Origin of the sequence: Streptomyces achromogenes subsp. achromogenes (genome assembly GCF_000720835.1) — a bacterium.
Taxonomy (GTDB): Bacteria; Actinomycetota; Actinomycetes; order Streptomycetales; family Streptomycetaceae; genus Streptomyces; species Streptomyces achromogenes.
On the sequence record NZ_JODT01000003.1, the window covers coordinates 175560 to 193179 of the forward strand.

18 protein-coding genes are annotated in these 17620 nt (G+C 72.4%); 10 read left to right on the forward strand and 8 right to left on the reverse strand.

Going from position 1 to position 17620, the window contains the following annotated elements; translation table 11 throughout:
- Nucleotides 1–41: 41 nt before the first annotated feature.
- On the reverse strand, nt 42–2063 hold the full coding sequence (locus IH25_RS0104320) for a beta-galactosidase (RefSeq protein ID WP_030603110.1): 2022 nt from the start codon (nt 2061–2063) through the stop codon (nt 42–44).
- A 236-nt stretch (nt 2064–2299) separates the two neighbouring features.
- Between IH25_RS0104320 and IH25_RS0104325 the strand changes: the two genes are divergently transcribed.
- From IH25_RS0104325 to IH25_RS0104340, 4 genes are read left to right on the forward strand one after another with little or no spacing between them, the layout of a single operon-like run.
- The gene (locus tag IH25_RS0104325; protein WP_030603114.1) at nt 2300–3616 is read left to right on the forward strand and encodes an ABC transporter substrate-binding protein; all 1317 of its coding nucleotides are present in this window, start codon (nt 2300–2302) and stop codon (nt 3614–3616) included.
- Nucleotides 3613–4551 carry a carbohydrate ABC transporter permease gene (locus IH25_RS0104330; protein ID WP_030603118.1) on the forward strand — a complete coding sequence of 313 codons (939 nt, stop codon included), beginning with the start codon at nt 3613–3615 and terminating at the stop codon, nt 4549–4551. The genes IH25_RS0104325 and IH25_RS0104330 overlap by 4 nt, the downstream gene beginning before the upstream one ends.
- Nucleotides 4548–5453 carry a carbohydrate ABC transporter permease gene (locus IH25_RS0104335; protein WP_030603120.1) on the forward strand — a complete coding sequence of 302 codons (906 nt, stop codon included), beginning with the start codon at nt 4548–4550 and terminating at the stop codon, nt 5451–5453. Before IH25_RS0104330 ends, IH25_RS0104335 begins: the two co-directional genes overlap by 4 nt.
- Nucleotides 5450–6481 carry a LacI family DNA-binding transcriptional regulator gene (locus IH25_RS0104340; protein WP_030603121.1) on the forward strand — a complete coding sequence of 344 codons (1032 nt, stop codon included), beginning with the start codon at nt 5450–5452 and terminating at the stop codon, nt 6479–6481. The genes IH25_RS0104335 and IH25_RS0104340 overlap by 4 nt, the downstream gene beginning before the upstream one ends.
- 141 nt (nt 6482–6622) lie before the next feature.
- Here IH25_RS0104340 and IH25_RS0104345 read toward each other — a convergent pair whose 3' ends face one another.
- Both IH25_RS0104345 and IH25_RS0104350 read right to left on the reverse strand, forming a co-directional pair.
- Complete coding sequence (locus IH25_RS0104345; protein WP_030603123.1) at nt 6623–7306, reverse strand: response regulator; 684 nt, start codon at nt 7304–7306, stop codon at nt 6623–6625.
- Complete coding sequence (locus IH25_RS0104350; RefSeq protein WP_030603125.1) at nt 7303–8184, reverse strand: sensor histidine kinase; 882 nt, start codon at nt 8182–8184, stop codon at nt 7303–7305. The genes IH25_RS0104345 and IH25_RS0104350 overlap by 4 nt, the downstream gene beginning before the upstream one ends.
- A gap of 140 nt (nt 8185–8324) precedes the next feature.
- Here IH25_RS0104350 and IH25_RS0104355 point away from each other — a divergent pair, with 140 nt between their 5' ends.
- From IH25_RS0104355 to IH25_RS0104370, 4 genes are all read left to right on the forward strand, one after another.
- A complete protein-coding gene (locus tag IH25_RS0104355; RefSeq protein ID WP_030603126.1) occupies nt 8325–9032 on the forward strand; it encodes an ABC transporter ATP-binding protein in 708 nt (235 codons plus the stop codon).
- Entirely contained in the window at nt 9029–11338 is a 2310-nt protein-coding gene (locus tag IH25_RS0104360; protein WP_030603127.1) for an ABC transporter permease, read from the forward strand. The genes IH25_RS0104355 and IH25_RS0104360 overlap by 4 nt, the downstream gene beginning before the upstream one ends.
- A 236-nt stretch (nt 11339–11574) precedes the next feature.
- Nucleotides 11575–11943 (forward strand): VOC family protein, encoded by a 369-nt coding sequence (locus IH25_RS0104365; RefSeq protein ID WP_030603128.1) that lies wholly within the window; start codon nt 11575–11577, stop codon nt 11941–11943.
- Between the two features lie 73 nt (nt 11944–12016).
- Nucleotides 12017–12415: a MarR family winged helix-turn-helix transcriptional regulator gene (locus IH25_RS0104370; RefSeq protein ID WP_030603129.1), complete on the forward strand. Its 399-nt coding sequence runs from the start codon at nt 12017–12019 to the stop codon at nt 12413–12415.
- A gap of 65 nt (nt 12416–12480) precedes the next feature.
- Here IH25_RS0104370 and IH25_RS0104375 read toward each other — a convergent pair whose 3' ends face one another.
- From IH25_RS0104375 to IH25_RS0104385, 3 genes are all read right to left on the reverse strand, one after another.
- On the reverse strand, nt 12481–12879 hold the full coding sequence (locus tag IH25_RS0104375; RefSeq protein WP_030603130.1) for an SseB family protein: 399 nt from the start codon (nt 12877–12879) through the stop codon (nt 12481–12483).
- A 302-nt stretch (nt 12880–13181) separates the two neighbouring features.
- A complete protein-coding gene (locus tag IH25_RS0104380) occupies nt 13182–14687 on the reverse strand; it encodes a purine-cytosine permease family protein (protein ID WP_051753774.1) in 1506 nt (501 codons plus the stop codon).
- A 103-nt stretch (nt 14688–14790) separates the two neighbouring features.
- Nucleotides 14791–15669, reverse strand: coding sequence for a helix-turn-helix domain-containing protein (locus IH25_RS0104385; protein WP_030603135.1), 879 nt, complete (start codon nt 15667–15669; stop codon nt 14791–14793).
- A 186-nt stretch (nt 15670–15855) separates the two neighbouring features.
- On the opposite strand from IH25_RS0104385, the gene IH25_RS0104390 reads away from it, so the two are divergent.
- Entirely contained in the window at nt 15856–16614 is a 759-nt protein-coding gene (locus IH25_RS0104390; protein ID WP_051753792.1) for an alpha/beta fold hydrolase, read from the forward strand.
- A gap of 67 nt (nt 16615–16681) precedes the next feature.
- Here the strand turns inward: IH25_RS0104390 and IH25_RS0104395 are convergent, their stop codons facing one another.
- Together IH25_RS0104395 and IH25_RS41510 are read right to left on the reverse strand one after the other, a co-directional pair.
- Nucleotides 16682–17005 (reverse strand): DUF2795 domain-containing protein, encoded by a 324-nt coding sequence (locus IH25_RS0104395; protein WP_030603141.1) that lies wholly within the window; start codon nt 17003–17005, stop codon nt 16682–16684.
- A 9-nt stretch (nt 17006–17014) separates the two neighbouring features.
- Entirely contained in the window at nt 17015–17158 is a 144-nt protein-coding gene (locus IH25_RS41510) for a hypothetical protein (protein ID WP_167346009.1), read from the reverse strand.
- A 176-nt stretch (nt 17159–17334) separates the two neighbouring features.
- Here IH25_RS41510 and IH25_RS0104405 point away from each other — a divergent pair, with 176 nt between their 5' ends.
- A complete protein-coding gene (locus tag IH25_RS0104405) occupies nt 17335–17529 on the forward strand; it encodes a DUF2795 domain-containing protein (protein ID WP_030603145.1) in 195 nt (64 codons plus the stop codon).
- The last annotated feature ends 91 nt before the right edge of the window (nt 17530–17620 follow it).

The window sequence follows — 17620 nt, forward strand, 5'->3', positions numbered from 1 at the left end:
CCCGCGGCTCCCACGGCTCACGCGGGCGGAGGGGGGTCGGCTCAGCCGTCGAGTCGCACGACCCGGACGGCTCCCGCCGGGACCGCCAGGCGGCCCGCGGCGCGTTCGCCCGTCAGCAGCTCGGTGCCGGGCGAGGCCAGCGGCACCTTGGTGTCGTCGGCGGTGTGGTTGATGACGAAGAGGAAGGTGCCCGACTCGCCGCGGCGGCGCACGACCTCGACGTCGCGGGGCAGTTCGGCGCGCGGGGCGAGTCCGGCGTCGTCGGCCGCCCGGCCGAGGAGCGCGTCCAGGCCCTGGGTGTCGAGGCGGGTGGAGACGTACCAGGCGGTGCCGCGGCCGAGCCGGTGCCGGGTGACGGCCGGGCGGCCCGCGGTGAGCCCGTCGGCGTACCGCCACACGGTCTCGGCGCCGCGCGGGACCACGAACTCCGTCCACACATCCCCGGTCGGCCCGGGCCCGTCCGGGCCGGTCAGCCGCACCCGCCGGTCCTTCAGCAGCGGCGAGAACTCCTCCACGGTCAGGCCGAGGACATCGCGCAGCACACCGGGGTAGGCGCCCTCGTGGACGGCGTCGTGCTCGTCCACGATCCCGGAGAAGTACGACACCACGAGCGTGCCGCCGTTCTCGACGTAACTCCGGACGTTGCGCCCGGCGGCCTCGGTCATCAGGTACAGGGCCGGCACCACGACCAGGGGGTAGCCGGACAGGTCGGCTTCCGGGTGGGCGAAGTCGACGGTGAGGTGGCGGTCGTAGAGGGCCTCGTAGAAGGAGTCGGCGCGCTCGCGCGGGTCGTGGTCCTCGCTGGGCCGCCAGTCGAGGTTTTGCGCCCACCAGGACTGCCAGTCCCACAGCATGGCCGCGTCGGCCTCGGTGCGGGTGCCCCGGATCTCGCTCAACGCCTCCACCGACGCGCCGAGTTCGACGACCTCGCGCCAGACACGGGTGTCGGTGCCGCCGTGCGGGACCATCGCGGAGTGGAACTTCTCGGCGCCGCGCCGGGACTGGCGCCACTGGAAGAACATCGCGCCCTCGGAGCCGCGGGCGACATGGGCGAGGGAGTTGCGGGCCATCTGGCCGGGTGCCTTGGCGGGGTTGCGGGGCTGCCAGTTGACGCCCGAGGTGGAGTGCTCCAGCAGCAGCCAGGGGGCGCCGCCGGCCACCGAGCGGGTGAGGTCGGCGGCCATCGCGAGGTTGACGTGGGTGCGCCGGCCGTCGGTGATCAGGTAGTGGTCGTTGGTGACCAGGTCGACCTCGCGGCCCCAGGCCCAGTAGTCCATGGAGTCGCACTGGCTGAGCGCGGTCATGAAGTTGGTGGTGACCGGGACGCCGGGTGAGAGGCGGTGCAGGATGTCGCGCTCGGCGCGGAAGTTCTCCCGGATGACGGCGTCGGTGAAGCGCTTGTAGTCGAGGGCCTGGCCCGGGTTGCCGACGGTCGGGGTGGTGCGGGGCGGGTTGATCTGCGCCAGGTCCGTGTAGCGCTGGCCCCAGAAGGCCGTTCCCCAGGCCTCGTTGACCGCGTCCACGCTGCCGTAGGTGTCCGCGAGCCAGCCGCGGAAACGGGCCGCGCAGGAGTCGCAGTAGCAGGCGGAGACGGGCACGCCGTACTCGTTGTGGACGTGCCACATCGCGAGCGCGGGATGGTCGCCGTAGCGCTCGGCGAGCCGGGTGGTGATGTGCGCGGCGGCGGCGCGGTAGTCGGCGTTGCTGTGGCAGATCGCGCCGCGCGAGCCGAATTCGTAGCGCACGCCGTCGGCGGTGACCGGCAGGGCCTCGGGGTGGGCCCGGTAGAACCAGACGGGCGGCACCACCGTGGGGGTGCCGAGGTCGACGCGAATGCCGCCCTCGTGCAGCAGGCCGAGGATCCGGTCGAGCCAGCCGAAGTCGTACTCCCCCGGCGCCGGTTCCAGCAGGGCCCAGGAGAAGATGCCGACGCTCACCATCGTGACGCCGGCCTCCCGCATCAGCCGGACGTCCTCCCGCCAGACGGATTCCGGCCACTGCTCGGGGTTGTAGTCCCCGCCGAAGGCGAGCCTCGTGAGGCCCCTGGGGGCGCTGTCCGGCATGGATCTCTCCCGGAAAATCGATCAGATGGGAACGTGCACACACAGCGGCTGCGCTGCGAGGCCAACATAACCGCACAGCAACAACCATTGACAAGTGTCCGGGATGTTTCTCTACTGTGAACGCTCACAGAAGCATGGCAGGGGCTCCCGGCACCAGGGCGCCCGGGTCATGTGAGCGTGCACAACTGCATGACAGGTCTCCGCAGCGGGCGGGGACCCGGGTCAGGGGAGAAACCATGCCGCACACGAAGCGCCGTCGCCTCGTGACAACCGCCGTCGCCGTGTCGCTCGGCGCCACCGCCCTCGCCGCCTGTGGGTCCGGGGACGACAGCAAGGCCGAGTCGGGTCCGGTGTCGCTGACGTACTGGACCTGGACACCCGGCATGGACAAGGTCGTCGACCTGTGGAACAAGGGGCCGGGGAAGAAGGAGCAGATCACCGTCACGGTGAAGAAGCAGGCGTCCGGCGACACGCTGGTCACCAAGATCCTCACCGCGCACAAGGCGAAGAAGGCCCCCGACCTGGTGCAGGCCGAGTACCAGGCGCTGCCGACCCTGGTCAGCAACGACGCCCTGGCCGATGTCTCCGAGGACGTCGACGGCGTCAAGGAGAAGTTCGCCGAGGGCGTCTGGCAGCAGACCACGCTCGGCACGGACGCCGTCTACGCGGTGCCGCAGGACATCGGCCCGATGATGTTCTACTACCGCGAGGACCTGTTCAAGAGGTACGGCCTCAAGGTCCCCACCACCTGGGAGCAGTTCGCCGAGACCGCCCGCCAGTTGAAGAAGAAGGCCCCCGACAAGGACCTGACCACCTTCTCCGCCAACGACTCCGGTCTCTTCGCGGGCCTCGCCCAGCAGGCCGGCGCCAAGTGGTGGACCACCTCCGGCGACAAGTGGAAGGTCGGCATCGACGACGCGGCCACCCGGAAGGTCGCCGAGTTCTGGGGCGGTCTGGTCAAGGAGGGCGTCATCGACAACCAGCCGATGTACACCCCGTCCTGGAACAAGGCGTTGAACACGGGCAAGCAGATCGCCTGGGTCAGCGCCGTGTGGGCGCCCGGCACCCTGAACACGGCGGCGCCGGACACCAAGGGCAAGTGGGCCATGGCCCCGCTCCCCCAGTGGTCGGCGGAACAGGACGTCACCGGCAGCTGGGGCGGGTCCTCCACGGCGGTCACCACCGACTCCGCGCACAAGGAGGCCGCCGCCAAGTTCGCGGTCTGGCTGAACACCGACCACGACGCCCTGAACGCGCTGGCGAAGGAGGGCGGCATCTACCCGGCGTCCACCTCCGCCCAGCTCAGCGGCGCCTTCTCCAACCCGCCGGCGTACTTCTCCAACCAGCCGGACTTCTACACCAAGGCCGCCGGCATAGCGAAGACCACCGCGCCCGCCTCCTGGGGCCCGAACGTGAACGTCGCCTACACGTCGTTCAAGGACGCCTTCGGCGCCGCCGCCAAGGACAAGTCGGACTTCGCCGCCGCCCTGAGGAAGATGCAGGACGACACGGTCGCCGACATGAAGAAGCAGGGCTTCGGGGTTTCGCGGTGAGCAGCCCGACCAGCCGGAGGGGGTACGGGGTCAAGGCGGCCCCCTACACCTTCCTCCTCCCCGCCACGATCCTGTTCGCCCTCTTCTTCGCGCTGCCCATCGGCTACGCGGTGTGGCTCAGCTTCCGCAAGGTGCACGTCTCCGGCCTCGGCCTGGGATCGGGCGCGCGGCAGGAGGTCTGGGCCGGCTTCGAGAACTACCGCGCGGCCTTCCAGGACAGCGAGCTGCTGCACGGCGCGCTGCGCGTGCTCGGCTACGGCTGCATCGTCGTCCCGGTGATGCTCGGCCTCGCCCTGCTGTTCGCGCTGATGCTGGACTCCGAGAAGGTGCGGCTCGCCCCGTTCACCCGGCTCGCGATCTTCCTGCCGTACGCCATCCCCGGTGTGGTGGCCGCGCTGCTGTGGGGCTTTCTGTACCTGCCGGACGTCAGCCCGTTCTACTTCGTGCTCGACAGGCTGGGCCTGCCGCAGCCGGACCTGCTGGACGGCGGACCGCTCTACCTCGCCCTGTCGAACATCGCGGTCTGGGGCGGCACCGGCTTCAACATGATCGTCATCTACACCTCGCTGAGGTCGATCCCGGCCGAGGTGTACGAGGCGGCGCGGCTGGACGGGGCCACCCCGCTGCAGATCGCGCTGCGGATCAAGATCCCGATGGTGGCGCCCTCGCTGGTGCTGACCTTCTTCTTCTCGATCATCGCGACGCTCCAGGTGTTCAACGAGCCGACCACCCTGAAGCCGCTCACCAACTCCGTCAACACGACCTGGAGTCCGCTGATGAAGGTGTACCAGGACGCCTTCGGCCGCAACGACATGTACTCGGCGGCGGCCGAGGCGACCCTGATCGCCGTGGTCACGCTGCTGCTGTCGTTCGGGTTCCTGCGCGCCTCCAACCGCCGCGACAAGCGGGCCGTCAGTCAAGGAGGGGCGCGATGAGTGCTCTCGCCGTCCACGAGGCGGCCCCGGCCGCCGGCACCGCTCCGGGTACGGCGCGGCGGCCTCCGCTGCGGCGCCGGATCGCGCTGGTGCCGACGGTCACGCTGCTGCTCGGCGCGGTCTACACCCTGCTGCCGGTCGCCTGGGTGGTCATCGCGTCCACCAAGTCCGGGCACGAGCTGTTCTCCACGTTCACCTTCCTGCCCGGCACCGGCTTCACCGACAACATCAAGGACCTCGACGCCTACCGGGGCGGGGTCTACTGGACGTGGATGGGCAACTCCGCGCTGTACGCCGGTCTGGGCGCCGTACTGTCGACCGCCGTGTCGGCGTTCAGCGGCTACGCGCTCGCCACGTACCGCTTCCGGGGCCGCGAGACGATGTTCAACGTGCTGCTCGCGGGCGTGCTGATGCCGCCGGTGATCCTCGCGATCCCGCAGTACCTGCTGCTGGCGAAGGCCGACCTCACGGACTCCTACCTGTCCGTGCTGCTACCGCAGATCCTCTCCCCGTACGGGGTCTACCTGGCCCGGATCTACGCGTCCGCCGCCGTGCCGGCCGACGTGGTGGAGGCCGGGCGGATGGACGGGGCGAGCGAGTGGCGGATCTTCACCCGGATCGCGCTGCCGATGATGATCCCCGGCATGGTGACGGTGTTCCTGTTCCAGTTCGTCGCGATCTGGAACAACTTCCTGCTGCCGTACATCATGCTCAGCGACGACGAGAAGTTCCCGCTGACGCTGGGTCTCTACACGCTGCTGGAGCAGGGGGCGAACACGCCCGCGCTGTACACCCTGGTGATCACCGGCGCGTTCCTCGCGGTGCTTCCGCTGATCGCGCTGTTCCTGGTCATCCAGCGGTTCTGGAGCCTGGATCTGCTGTCCGGGGCCGTAAAGTCATGACCATGAGCAACACGGGGGGCCGGCGCAGAGCACCGACGATCCACGATGTGGCGCGCGAGGCGGGGGTCTCGCGCGGCACCGTCTCGCGGGTGCTCAACGGCGGGCACTATGTCAGCCCCGCCGCGCAGGAGGCGGTCAACGCCGCCATTCGCAAGACCGGTTACGTCGTGAACCGGCACGCCCGTTCGCTGATAACGGGGCGCTCGGACTCGGTCGGCTTCCTGCTGACCGAGCCGCAGGAGCGGTTCTTCGAGGACCCGAACTTCAACGTCCTGCTGCGCGGCTGCACCCAGGCGCTGGCCGCGCACGACATCCCGCTGCTGCTGATGCTGGCGGGTACGCGGGACGAACGGCGCCGGATCACGCGGTACATCACCGCCGGGCACGTCGACGGCGTGCTGCTGGTCTCCAGCCACTCCGGCGACCCGGTGGCCGAGGAGCTGCGCGCGGCGGGGGTGCCGCTGGTCGCCTGCGGCAAGCCGATCGGCCTCGGTTCGAAGGTGAGTTACGTCGCCGCCGACGACCGGGACGGCGCCCGGGACATGGTGCGGCACCTGCTGTCGCTGGGGCGGCGCCGGATCGGCGTGGTCACCGGTCCGCTGGACACCCCGGGCGGTGTGGAGCGGCTCGCCGGATACCGGGAGGTGCTCGCCGAGGCGGGGCTGCCGGCCGACGAGCGGCTCGTCGTCTCCGGCGACTACAGCCGCGCGAGCGGTGAGGCGGGCGCCGAGCGGCTGCTGGAGCGGGCGCCGGACATGGACGCCGTGTTCGTCGCCTCCGACCTGATGGCGCAGGGTGTGCTGGCGGCCCTGCACCGGGCCGGCAAGCGGGTGCCGCAGGACATCGCCGTAGGCGGTTTCGACGACTCCCCGGCGGCGACCGCCGCCACTCCGGCGCTCACCACCATCCGGCAGCCGTGGGACCGGATCAGCAGCGAGATGGTGCGGGTGCTGCTCGCCCAGCTGGGCGGTGAGGAGCCGGCGGCGGTGATCCTTCCTACGGAGCTGGTGCGGCGGGAGTCCGCGTAGACGGTGGGCCGGGCCGCCCGGGGTGCCGGGTTCGGCCGTCGGGCGGCTGCCGCTTCGCCGTGGCCCGGTCGCGCGGTTCCCCGCGCGCCTTCGTCACCGCGCGCCTTCGTCACCGCGCGCCTTCGTCACCGCGCGCCTTCGTCACCGCGCGCCGGGTCTCACCAGACCCGTCTCGTACGCGATGACCACCGCCTGGGCGCGGTCGCGCAGGCCGAGCTTGGCGAAGATGCGGGCCACGTGGGACTTCACCGTGGCCTCGCTGAGGGTCAGTTCGGCGGCCAGTTCCGTGTTGGACAGGCCCCGGCCCATCAGGGTGAGCACCTCCCGCTCGCGCGGGGTGAGGGCGGCCAGATCGGCGGGAAGGGCCGTGCCCGTCCGGTCGGCCTCGGCCGCGTACCGCTCCACCAGCCGCCGGGTGATCTGCGGGGCCAGCAGGGCGTCACCGGTGCCGACGAGCCGTACGGCCGCCGCGAGGTGCTCCGGGGTGACGTCCTTGAGCAGGAAGCCGGCGGCCCCGAGGGACAGGGCCGTGTACACGTACCGGTCCAGGTCGAAGGTGGTCAGCATCAGCACCCGGCAGCCGGGTGCCTCGGCCAGGATGCGCCGGGTGGCCTCCAGTCCGTCCATGACCGGCATGCGGATGTCCATGAGGACGACGTCCGGCCTGAGTTCACGGACCGCGGCGACCGCCTGCGCCCCGTCGGCGGCCTCGCCCGCCACCTCGATGCCCCGGGCGGTGAGGATCAGCCGGAAACCGGTCCGGATCAGCGTCTGGTCGTCGGCGATCAGGACACGGGGCGCCCGCCCGGGCGCGTCCGGGGTCACGGCCGGTCCAGGGGGATGCGGGCGCGCACCCGGAAGCCGCCGCCGAGCCGGCGCCGGGCGTCCAGCTCACCGCCGTACACGGCGACCCGTTCCCGCAGGCCGAGCAGACCGCGTCCGGTGCCCTCGCCGTACGGTCGCGAAGCGGGAGGCGCGCTGCCGCCGCCCGTGACGGACGGCGCGGTGCCGGTGAGCACGCTGGGGCCGGTGCTGAGGATCTCGACGCGCAGGGCGTGGCCGGCGTAGCGCACGGTCACCTGGGCCTTGCCGCCGTCGCCGTGCCGGAGCGCGTTGGTCAGGGCCTCCTGGATGATGCGGTAGGCGGTCACGTCGACGCCCTGGGGCAGCGGGCACGGCTCGCCGGAGACGTGGACCTCCACGGGCAGCCCGGCGAACGATATGCGGTCCACCAGCGGGCCGAGCCGGTCCAGGCCGGGCTGCGGGGCGAGCGGCGCAGCGACCGCCCGCGCGCCCGGTCCCGGGTCGCCGTCCGTGCCTTCCGTGCCGTCCGGTGCGGGCGCCAGCAGGCCCAGCAGGTGTCTCAGCTCGGTCATCGCGCCCCGGCCCGCGTCCTCCACGGCGCGCAGCGCGGTCGCCGCCTCGTCCGGCATGGTGCCGAGCACCTCCCGGGCGGCGCTCGCCTGGACGACCATCAGGCTGACGTTGTGGCTGACGATGTCGTGCAACTCCCTCGCGATCCGGTCCCGTTCGGCCGCGATCGCGGCCTCGGCGGCGCTCTCCCGCTCCCGCTCCAGCAGCCACCCCCGCTCGCCGGCCACCGCCTGCCAGCGGCGCCGGGTGCGCGCCAGCGCCACGGCCAGTCCCGAGGCGGCCGCGCACGCCACCGCGAGCGCCGCCGTCAGCACCTCGTCCTCCCCCATGGCCACCACTCTCGCAGACGCCACTGACATCCGCATCGACCCGGGGATCCAGCGCACTGCATCCCCGGGATGAGTTCCGCGGCCGAGTGCCATCCGGGGAGGGATGCCCGGGGTGCGGGCCCGCGTCTAGCGTCCTGCCCATGGTCACCGAGGTGAGAACGGAAGACGCCGTCGTACGGCTCGACGGGGTGCGCAAGGAGTACGGCGAGACGGTCGCGCTGGACGGGGTGTCGCTGGAGATCCGGGCCGGGGAGGCGGTCGCCGTGATGGGACCGTCGGGGTGCGGCAAGTCCACGCTGCTCAACATGATCGCCGGGCTGGACCGGCCGTCGGCCGGGCGGATCGTCGTACACGGTGAGAACGTCGGGGAGTTGAGCGAGAAGGGGCTGGCGCTGTACCGGCGCCGGCGGATCGGGATGATCTTCCAGTTCTTCAACCTCGTCGACGACCTGTCGGCGCTGGACAACGTGGCGCTGGCGGCCCAGTTGACGGGCACACCGGCCCGGCAGGCCCGGCGGCGGGCGCTGGAGCTGTTCGCGGAGCTGGGGATCGCGGACCGGCGCAACGCCTACCCGGCGGTGCTCAGCGGTGGTGAGCGGCAACGGGTCGCGGTGGCACGGGCGTTGATGAACCGGCCCGCGCTGCTGCTGGCGGACGAGCCGACCGGCGCGCTGGACAGCCGGGCCGGGGAGCAGGTGATGGACCTGCTGATCGATCTGAACCAGATCGGCCAGACCCTGGTCATCGTCACTCACGACGAGCAGCTCGCGCAGCGCTGCGCGAGCCGTCTGGTGCTGCTGGCCGACGGCCGGGTGACCGGCGGGCACACCCTGGAGCCGTCCGCGTGAGGGCGGTGTGGCAGGCGGCGCGGGCGGCCGTGCGCCGGCGGCGGGTGCAGACGCTGGTGATCTGGCTGGTCACCCTGGTGTCGACGGGGTCGACGGTGGTGGCGCTGGGGCTGGTCGACGCGGCGTCGGCGCCGTTCGACCGCGCCTTCGAGAAGCTGCACGGGCCGCACGTCGTGGCCGCCTTCGACAGCGGCAAGGTGTCGGACGCCCGGCTGACGCGCGCGGCACGGCGGCCGGAAGTGGAGGCGGTGGCGGGGCCGTTCGCGCGGGCGACGGTCAGTGTTCCGCGCACTGCGGCGGACTTCGGGCTCGGCGGTGAGATCACGGTGGTGGGCCGCCCCGGTCCCGGCGGGCCGGTGGACCGGGTGGATGTGTGGGCGGGCCGCTGGCCCACCCGGCCGGGCGAGATCGTCCTGAACCGGCAGCGGGACTGGACCGCCGACGACCTCGGCAAGAGGTTCCAGGTGCCGTCCGGCCCGCGGCTCACGATCGTCGGGTTCGCCTTCGACCTCGGTCACACGGCGGACGCCTGGGTCGCCCCGGAGCAGATCGGTGCGCTGCACCCGGCCGGCCGACAGATGCTGTTCCGGTTCCGGGACGCGGCGACGGAGCAGGATCTGCGCGCGCAATTGGCCGAGGTGACAGGGGACTTGCCGCCGGGCTCGCTCGCCGGATCACAGACGTACCTGGCGCTCAAGCACCGGATCGGCGGCAACGCGCGCGCCTACGCGCCGTATCTGATGGCGTTCGGGGTGCTCGGCATCCTGGTGGCGGTGCTGATCGTCGCGAACGTGGTCGGCGGGGCCGTGGTCTCCGGGTTCCGGCACATCGGCATCCTGAAGGCGCTGGGCTTCACCCCGGGGCAGGTACTGGGCGTCTATCTGACGATGATCTCCGTGCCCGCGGTCCTGGGCTGCGGACTGGGCACCGTGGCCGGCAATCTGCTGGCGGAGCCGTTCCTGGAGTTCGTGTTCTCCGGGCCGGCCTCGGGAGTGCTGCACGACGGCCTGGGCATCCCGCTCCGGGTGAACCTGGTCGCCCTGCTCGGCATGCCCCTGGTCTGTGTGCTCGCCGCCCTCGGCCCCTCCGTGCGGGCGCGGCGGCTGCCGGCGGCGCGGGCCATCAGCGCGGGCAGCGCGCCCCGGGCCGGGCGGGCGCTCGGTCTCCAGCGGCGGCTGGCGGGGGCCCGGCTGCCCCGCTCGGTGAGCCTCGGCGCCGGACTCCCCTTCGCCCGGCCCGCGCGCAGCGCGCTCACGCTGGCCGCCGTGGTCCTCGGGGTGACGACGGTGACCTTCGCGACCGGCCTGGCCGCGACGCTGAACAGCATCGGGAACGGCGGTGACCGGACCTATGACGTCACCGTCTACGCGGGGGCGTACCGGCACGGCAAGGAGGTACGGCCGGTGCACGGTGACCGTGAACTCCAGGCGCTGCTGGGCTCGTTGCCGGGCGCGCGTCATGTCACGGCGCGGTCGGACGACGAGGTGCTCCTCGTGGGCAGTACGAACGTGGTGATGTTCGAGGGGCGGCGCGGCGGCCGGTCCCTGGGCGGCGTGCTCGTGAAGGGCCGTTGGATGAGCCGGACGGGCGAGGTGGTGGCCGGGTCGCCGTTCCTGCGCCGCAACGGGGTGCGGCTCGGGGACCGGTTGCGGCTGCGCAAGGACGGCCGCGAGGAGCGGGTGACCGTCGTGGGCGAGACGATGGACACCGACGACCGGCTGGTCATCGGCGGCTGGCCGACGGTCACCGCGCTGATGCCGGACGTGCGGCCCATCGCGTACCACGTGAAGCTGGGCGAGGGCGTGGAGCAGGAGGCGTACGCCCGTGCGGTCCGGGCCGCCGATCGGGGGCTGTCCGTCCAGGTGAGCGGGCCGAACACCGTCACCGGCACCATTGTCGGCTCCGCGACCGCCCTGACCTTGATGCTGGCCCTGGTCGCCGCCCTCGGTGTCTTCAACACCGCCGTGCTCAACACCCACGACCGGCGCCGTGACCTCGGCATGCTGAAGTCGATCGGGATGACCCCGCGCCAGGTGACCGTGATGACGGTGACGTCGATGGCGGTGCTCGGCGTGCTGGGATCGCTGTTGGGGGTTCCCCTCGGCATCGCCGCCCACCGGGTGGTGGTGCCGCGCATGGCGGCCGGGCTGGACATCACGCTGCCCGACTCCATGACGGCGGTCTGGCATCCGCCTCTCCTGGCCGTCCTCGCGCTCGCCGGGGTGGCGATAGCCGTCGTGGGGGCGCTGGTGCCCGCGCGACGGGCGGCCCGGCTCACCGTCGCCGAGGTGCTGCGCAACGAGTGAACGCCGCGAGCGGCCGTGAGCAGGTGCCGCCGCCGCTCGGCGCGTGGCGGCGACCGGTCGGGACATGTGCCGCACAACCGGTCACGGCACCCGCACACGGCATCCGGTCACGCAACCGGTCAGGATCGGAGAAGCCGCCGTGGGCTCGCCCGTCCTAGCGTGGGGGCACCGACGAGGAATGCGTCGGTGCCCCGGCCCCGTGAAGCCGGGCACCGCTGTGCGAAGGAGTGAGCATCATGGCCGCAGGCCTGCAGACGATCATCTACCCGGTGAAGGACCTGGACCGGGCCAAGGCCCTGTTCGGCGCGCTGCTGGGCGTCGAGCCGTACGCGGACGAGCCGTACTACGTGGGCTACAAGGCCGCCGGCCAGGACGTCGGGCTGGACCCGAGCGGGCACGCCAAGGGCATGACCGGGCCGGTGCCGTACTGGCACGTGACGGACCTGCGGGAGCGGCTCGCGGCGCTGCTGGCGGCGGGCGCGGAACTGCTCCAGGACGCGCAGGACGTCGGCGGCGGCCGGCTGATCGCCTTCGTGAAGGACCCCGACGGCAACCACCTGGGGCTGCTCCAGGACCCGTCGGACCCGTCGGGCCCGTCGGCCTGAGCCGGGAGCGACCGCCGGCCCCGGCACTGGTTGCGCACTCAACGAGTGGTCGGCGCGGTGCTACCGTGCGGTTATGGCAGTCAAGACGGCCGAGACCCGGCTGGAGGAACGCTGGCGGGACATCCTCGCCGTGCACGCGCGCACGATGTGCGAGATCGACCGCGTCCTGCATCCGCACGGGCTCGGCGCCAGCGACTTCGAGGTGCTGGACCTGCTGGCCACGGAGCCGCCCGAGCAGGGTGAGCAGTGCCGGGTGCAGAACCTGGTCGGCCGGGTCCACCTCAGCCAGAGCGCGCTGTCCCGGCTGATCGGCCGGCTGGAGAAGGACGGCCTGGTGGAACGCTCGGTATGCGCGGAGGACCGGCGCGGGGTGTGGGTCGCGCTCACCCCCAAGGGCCGCGCCCTGCACGCCGAGGTACTGCCCCTCCAGCGGGCGGTCCTGCGGCGCATGCTGGCCGGGCAGGAGCTGTAGACCGGCGCAGCCGGGCGCCGTCGGGGGCGGTACCCCGGCGGCGCCCTCGCAAGGTGGTCTGCGGCTCAGCGGGCCAGCAGTGTGCGGACCCCCTGTGACGTGAGCGTCAGGGCGTGCGAGGAACTGCCGTCGATGGCGAGCGACAGGTTCTCGTCGGGCCACTGCGCGGCGAGCGCGCCCAGCGGGATCAGACGGTAGCGCGAGACGAAGGGCAGCAGATCGGTCATCTCCCCCTCCGTGGTGAACACCGGGACGACCGCGTCGCCGCCGGGCTGTTCCAGGACGGGCAGGGCCACCGTCGTGGCATCGGCGCCCTCTCCGTCCAGCGCGTCGTCCGGCACCGGGACGAGTACGTCGCTGTGCGCGAGGGTCTCCAGTGCGGCCTGGTCCTCGGCGTTGACGGTCAGCGCGTCCAGTGCCTGCTGGGCCGGCGTCGGCGAGTCGGCGTGTGCGGGTGTCTCCATGGCTGGTCCCCAGGTTCGGCGGTCGTACGGGCTGCCGGGACGGCTCGGCGCCCCGGACGTGCTCCCGCCTCGCGTACCCGGTGGGGTGCGGGGCATGCGTACGCGGAACATGTGGATCCCCGGCACATGGATCGACGGCATCGACGGAATGGTGGCTTGCCGGCACATGGCTTGCCGGGCACAGCGGGGCCCCGGCACATGGCCTGCCGGCACATAGCGCGCGGGATGTGTGTGGGTCGGGAGCCGGTCACGGGCCGTTTCCGCGACATCCGCCGCACAAAGTCGTCAGCGAGTATCGGGGCTCATGGGTGCGGCACGTCCTCGCGGGCCGGGCCGGGTGCCCGCGCCTCCTGGTGCCGTATCCGGGCCCTGCCCGTCGACAGCGTGCCCAGGAAGGCGAGGGCCAGCGCGCCGAGGACGCCCAGGTTGGCGTACGCCCAGGGGCCGGTCCGGCCGCCCAGGCCGAGCGGCGCCAGCAGGTAGCCCTGCCAGGTCAGCCAGTGCGCCGCGGTGTTGGTGACCAGGCCCCAGCCGACGCCGGTGGCGGCGAGGGTGACACATAGCGGGAGGAGGGGCACGTCGCCGTAGCGGCCGTGCGGGCGGTACAGGTCGGCTTCGTCGTAGTCGCGGCGGCGCAGCGCCAGGTCGGCGAGCATGACACCGGCCCAGGCCGCGATGGGCACGCCGAGTGTGGTGAGGAAGCCCATGAACTGGCCGAGGAAGTCATCGGCGAAGAACACGATGTAGACCGAGCCGACGATCATCAGGATGCCGTCGAGGAGGGCGGCCAGGTAGCGGGGTGCCCGCAGGCCGGCCGAGAGGAGGGCCAGGCCGGAGGAGTAGATGTCGAGGACGGCGCCGCCGACCAGGCCGAGGACGGCGACCACGGCGAACGGCACCAGGAACCAGGCCGGCAGCAGGGTGGCCAGCGCGCCGATCGGGTCGGCCGCGATCGCCCGGCTCAGCTCCGGGGCGGATCCGGCCAGCAGCAGGCCGAAGACCAGCAGCACCAGCGGGGCCAGACAGGCGCCGAAGGTGGTCCAGCCGATGACTCCCCGGCTGGAGGAGTCCCGGGGCAGATAGCGGGAGTAGTCGGCGGCGGCGTTGACCCAGCCGAGGCCGAGGCCGGTCATCATGAACACCAGCGCGCCGATGAACCGCTGGGCGGAGCCGGCCGGGAGGGCGTCGACCGTGCTCCAGTGGATCCGGTCGGCGACGAGGGCGACGTAGACAAGCGTGAGGACGCCCGTGACCAGGGTGATCCAGGTCTGCAGCCGCATGATCAGGTCGAAGCCCATGACTCCGCCGACGACGGTCAGCGCGGCCACCACCATGAGGGCGGCGGCCTTGGTCCCGGTGCCGCCGCCCCAGCCGAGGGCGCCGAAGACGGTCGCGGTGGCCATCGTGGCGAGCGCGGTGAGGACGGTCTCCCAGCCGACGGTGAGCATCCAGGAGACGACGGCCGGCAGCCGGTTGCCGCGCACGCCGTACGCGGCACGGCTGAGCACCATGGTCGGGGCCGAGCCGCGCTTGCCGGCGACCGCGACGAAGCCGCACAGCAGGAACGACACGACGATGCCGAGCGCGCCGGCGGCGAGGGCCTGCCGGAAGGAGATGCCGAAGCCGAACGCGAACGCGCCGTAGCCGAGGCCGAGGACGGAGACGTTGGCCCCGAACCAGGGCCAGAACAGGGTGCGCGGGGTGCCCTTGCGTTCCGCGTCCTCGATCACGTCGAGGCCGTGGGTCTCCACCCGCGGAGGGCGGCCGGCGGGCGCCCCGTCCGGGACGCCGTGCGGATGGGCCGTCACCGAGCCTCCTGCGCCGACTGCACTGTCCTGCCTGCCCTGACTGCACTGACTGCACTGCGTGCACTGATGTGTGCGTCACGCTAGGTCGCGGCCCGGAGAGTGGTCAAGGCTTCTGGTGGAGCGCCGCTGCCCACGCGGTGGGGGCGAGGCCGGTCTGGCGCCGGAAGAAGGTGGTGAAGTTGCCGGCATCGGGGAAGCCGAGGCGGTGTGCGCAGGTACCGGCCGGCAGCCCGCCGTGGGCGAGCAGCCGTTTCGCTTCGAGCAGGATGCGCTGGTCGAGGAAGGTCTTGGCGCCGTGTCCGGTGGCCGCGCGGGTGGCGCGGGTCAGGGTCCGCACGTCGTAGCCGAGTGCCCGCGCGTAGTCGGCCACGCGGTGCCGGTGGCGGAAGTGGGTCTCGACGGCGGCACGGTAGGCGTGGAAGACCTCGGACTGCCGGCTCACGGACACGCCGGGGGTGGGTGGTGCGGAGGCCGGGGGCAGGACGCGCAGGAGCAGGGCCGCCAGCAGATGGGAGAGCACCGCGGAGGAGGCCAGGTGCGGGCGGCGCACCGCCGCGCGGTGCTCGTGGCCGAGGTGGTCGGCGGCCGGTGCCGCCAGCCGGAGGACCTCGGGCGGCAGGCGCCAGCAGGTGGGTGCGGCGACGCCCCGGGTTTCGAGGGCGGGGTCGGGCAGGAACCCCGGCTGGAAGAGGATCAGAGGCCCTTCGAGGCGCTCGACGTCGCTCCAGCGGTGCACCATGCCCGGCCTGATCCACACGACGCTGCCCTCGTGCAGTTCGTGGTGATGGAAGTCCGCTTCGTGGGCGCCGCTCCCCCCGGTGATCAGGGCGAGGACGTGGAAGTCGGGGCGTTGGAGCCGGGTGCGCCGCCGGTCGGGATCGGTCTCGCGCAGCGCGGCGAAGCTGAGGACCTCCACGCCGTAGGTGGCTCCGACCGGGGGGAGATAGCGCAGGTGCCGTACGGCAGGGTGTCCGTTTTCCACAACAGGTCGGTCTCTTTCCACGAAGACGGAGTGTGCCACCGGCCTAGCGTCTATCCCGTGCCCGGAAGCAGGCGGACGGCATGGCCCGGCGAGTGTGCCACGGGGTCGCCGACGCCTGCCACGATACGGAGGGGAGACGTGGAAGTGTTGGAAAGCACAAGGACCGTGGCCGTCACCGGCGGATCGATGAAGGTCCGGATCAGGGACGGGAGTGACGGGCCCGCGCTGGTGTTCGCGCACTACTGGGGCGGTTCCGCCGGTACGTGGGACGAGGTCGTCCGGCGGCTGCCGCCCGGGCAGAAGACGGTCCGGTTCGATCAGCGCGGCTGGGGCGCCTCACGGGAGCTGCCGGGGCCGTACCACCTGGACCGGCTCGCCGATGATCTGGCGCGCGTGGCCGAGGAATGCGTCACGGGTCCGTTCGTCCTCGTGGGGCACTCCATGGGCGGAAAGGTCGGTCAGCTGGTCGCGGCCCGGCGTCCGGCCGGACTGGCCGGCGTGTTCCTGGTCGCGCCCGCTCCGCCACGGCCGCCGGAAGCCGTCACGCAGGAGTACCGGCAGGCACTGTCCCACGCCTACGACTCCCCCGAGTCGGTCGGCCAGGCCCTGGACCGGGTCCTGACGGCCGGGCCCCTGCCCGGGCCGGCGCGGGAGGCGGTCGTACGGGACAGCCTGGCGGCGGCGGACGAGGCCCGCACGGAGTGGCCGCTGCGGGGCATCGCCCGGGACATCACCGAGGAGGCCCTGCGTATCGAGGTCCCGGTGACCGTGCTGGCGGGCGCGCGGGACAAGGTGGAACCGCCCGCCGTACTGCGCGCTTGCCTGCTGTCCTACGTTCCGCACGCGACGCTGACCACCGTTCCGGGCGGGCATCTGCTGCCACTGGAGGCTCCGGAAGCGGTGGCCGGGGGCTTGGGCGACTTCCTCAAGGGCCTGCGCGGCTGAGGACGGCCCGAACGATCGACACGGCCGGGGACGGCCGCGTCCGGTGCGGCCGTCCCCGCAGGCCGGCTCAGCGGTCGAATTCCTCCTGGATGGGTGTCTTCGGCTCTTCCCGCAGGTGCTGGGAGAGACCTGGTCTGCCGCCGCGCGGTGCCTGTCCGGCCCGCCGGCCGGCGTCGGTTCCGAGATCGGAGTCCGGGTCCACCCGGGCCAAGCTCGCGACCTCGGCGCGGCCGGCGTATTCCTCGGCGGGCATGCCGCGCAGGGCCTTGACGACCTCGTCCCCGGCTCCGGCCTGCCGGGCGGCCGAGTTCAGCTCTTCCTTGCCGGCCGGGTAGGTCACGTCCTTCAGCGCGTCCAACACCAGCGGGTCGCTGGTGTGTGCCGTGCCCATGACGCCTCCCTACGCGTCGCCCTCCTCGTCCGGGGTCTCGTCGGCGGTGTTCTCCCCCTCCGCCTGGGAGGGGGTGGTGCGGGTCGGCTGCTCCGTGTCCGGGGCGTCCGTCTCGCGCTCGCCCTCGGCCTGCGATGGGGTGTTCTCGCTCATCGGGTCCTCTCATCCGCGGTCCCGTGCCTTGCTGGTTCGCAACCGTCGGGTACCCGCGCGCGCCTCGGCCCACCATCAACCGGAATATCTGAATCCGCTTCCGTGGGATGGGTACCTGAGCAGTCCCGGCGCTCCTTTCGCGCCGGCCGTTCACCGACTAACTGCCAGGAGGAGCCATGGCGGGCATCACCCCACCTGATCTGCAGAAAGCGCTGCACGGCGTGGAGTACCCGGCCGGTACCGACGACCTTCGGAAGGCGGCCGAGAAGAACCACGCGCCGAAGGAGATCACGGAGCGGATCTCCCACCTCGGGAAGAAGCAGTTCGAGAACCCCGCCGAGGTCAGTAAGGCCGTCTTCCGGAACGAGTGACGGCCCACGGACCGACGGTGTGGTGAGACGGGTGCGCGGCGGCCGGCCATCCAGGCTCGGCCGCCGCGCACACGGTCACACGGTTACGTAA

Coding starts and splice junctions, on each gene's coding strand:
- IH25_RS0104320 (WP_030603110.1), bottom strand. CDS start 2,063: ATGCCGGACAGCGCCCCCAGGGGCCTCACGAGGCTCGCCTTCGGCGGG.
- IH25_RS0104325 (WP_030603114.1), top strand. CDS start 2,300: ATGCCGCACACGAAGCGCCGTCGCCTCGTGACAACCGCCGTCGCCGTG.
- IH25_RS0104335 (WP_030603120.1), top strand. CDS start 4,548: ATGAGTGCTCTCGCCGTCCACGAGGCGGCCCCGGCCGCCGGCACCGCT.
- IH25_RS0104340 (WP_030603121.1), top strand. CDS start 5,450: ATGACCATGAGCAACACGGGGGGCCGGCGCAGAGCACCGACGATCCAC.
- IH25_RS0104350 (WP_030603125.1), bottom strand. CDS start 8,184: ATGGGGGAGGACGAGGTGCTGACGGCGGCGCTCGCGGTGGCGTGCGCG.
- IH25_RS0104355 (WP_030603126.1), top strand. CDS start 8,325: ATGGTCACCGAGGTGAGAACGGAAGACGCCGTCGTACGGCTCGACGGG.
- IH25_RS0104365 (WP_030603128.1), top strand. CDS start 11,575: ATGGCCGCAGGCCTGCAGACGATCATCTACCCGGTGAAGGACCTGGAC.
- IH25_RS0104370 (WP_030603129.1), top strand. CDS start 12,017: ATGGCAGTCAAGACGGCCGAGACCCGGCTGGAGGAACGCTGGCGGGAC.
- IH25_RS0104375 (WP_030603130.1), bottom strand. CDS start 12,879: ATGGAGACACCCGCACACGCCGACTCGCCGACGCCGGCCCAGCAGGCA.
- IH25_RS0104390 (WP_051753792.1), top strand. CDS start 15,856: ATGAAGGTCCGGATCAGGGACGGGAGTGACGGGCCCGCGCTGGTGTTC.
- IH25_RS0104395 (WP_030603141.1), bottom strand. CDS start 17,005: ATGGGCACGGCACACACCAGCGACCCGCTGGTGTTGGACGCGCTGAAG.
- IH25_RS41510 (WP_167346009.1), bottom strand. CDS start 17,158: ATGAGCGAGAACACCCCATCGCAGGCCGAGGGCGAGCGCGAGACGGAC.
- IH25_RS0104405 (WP_030603145.1), top strand. CDS start 17,335: ATGGCGGGCATCACCCCACCTGATCTGCAGAAAGCGCTGCACGGCGTG.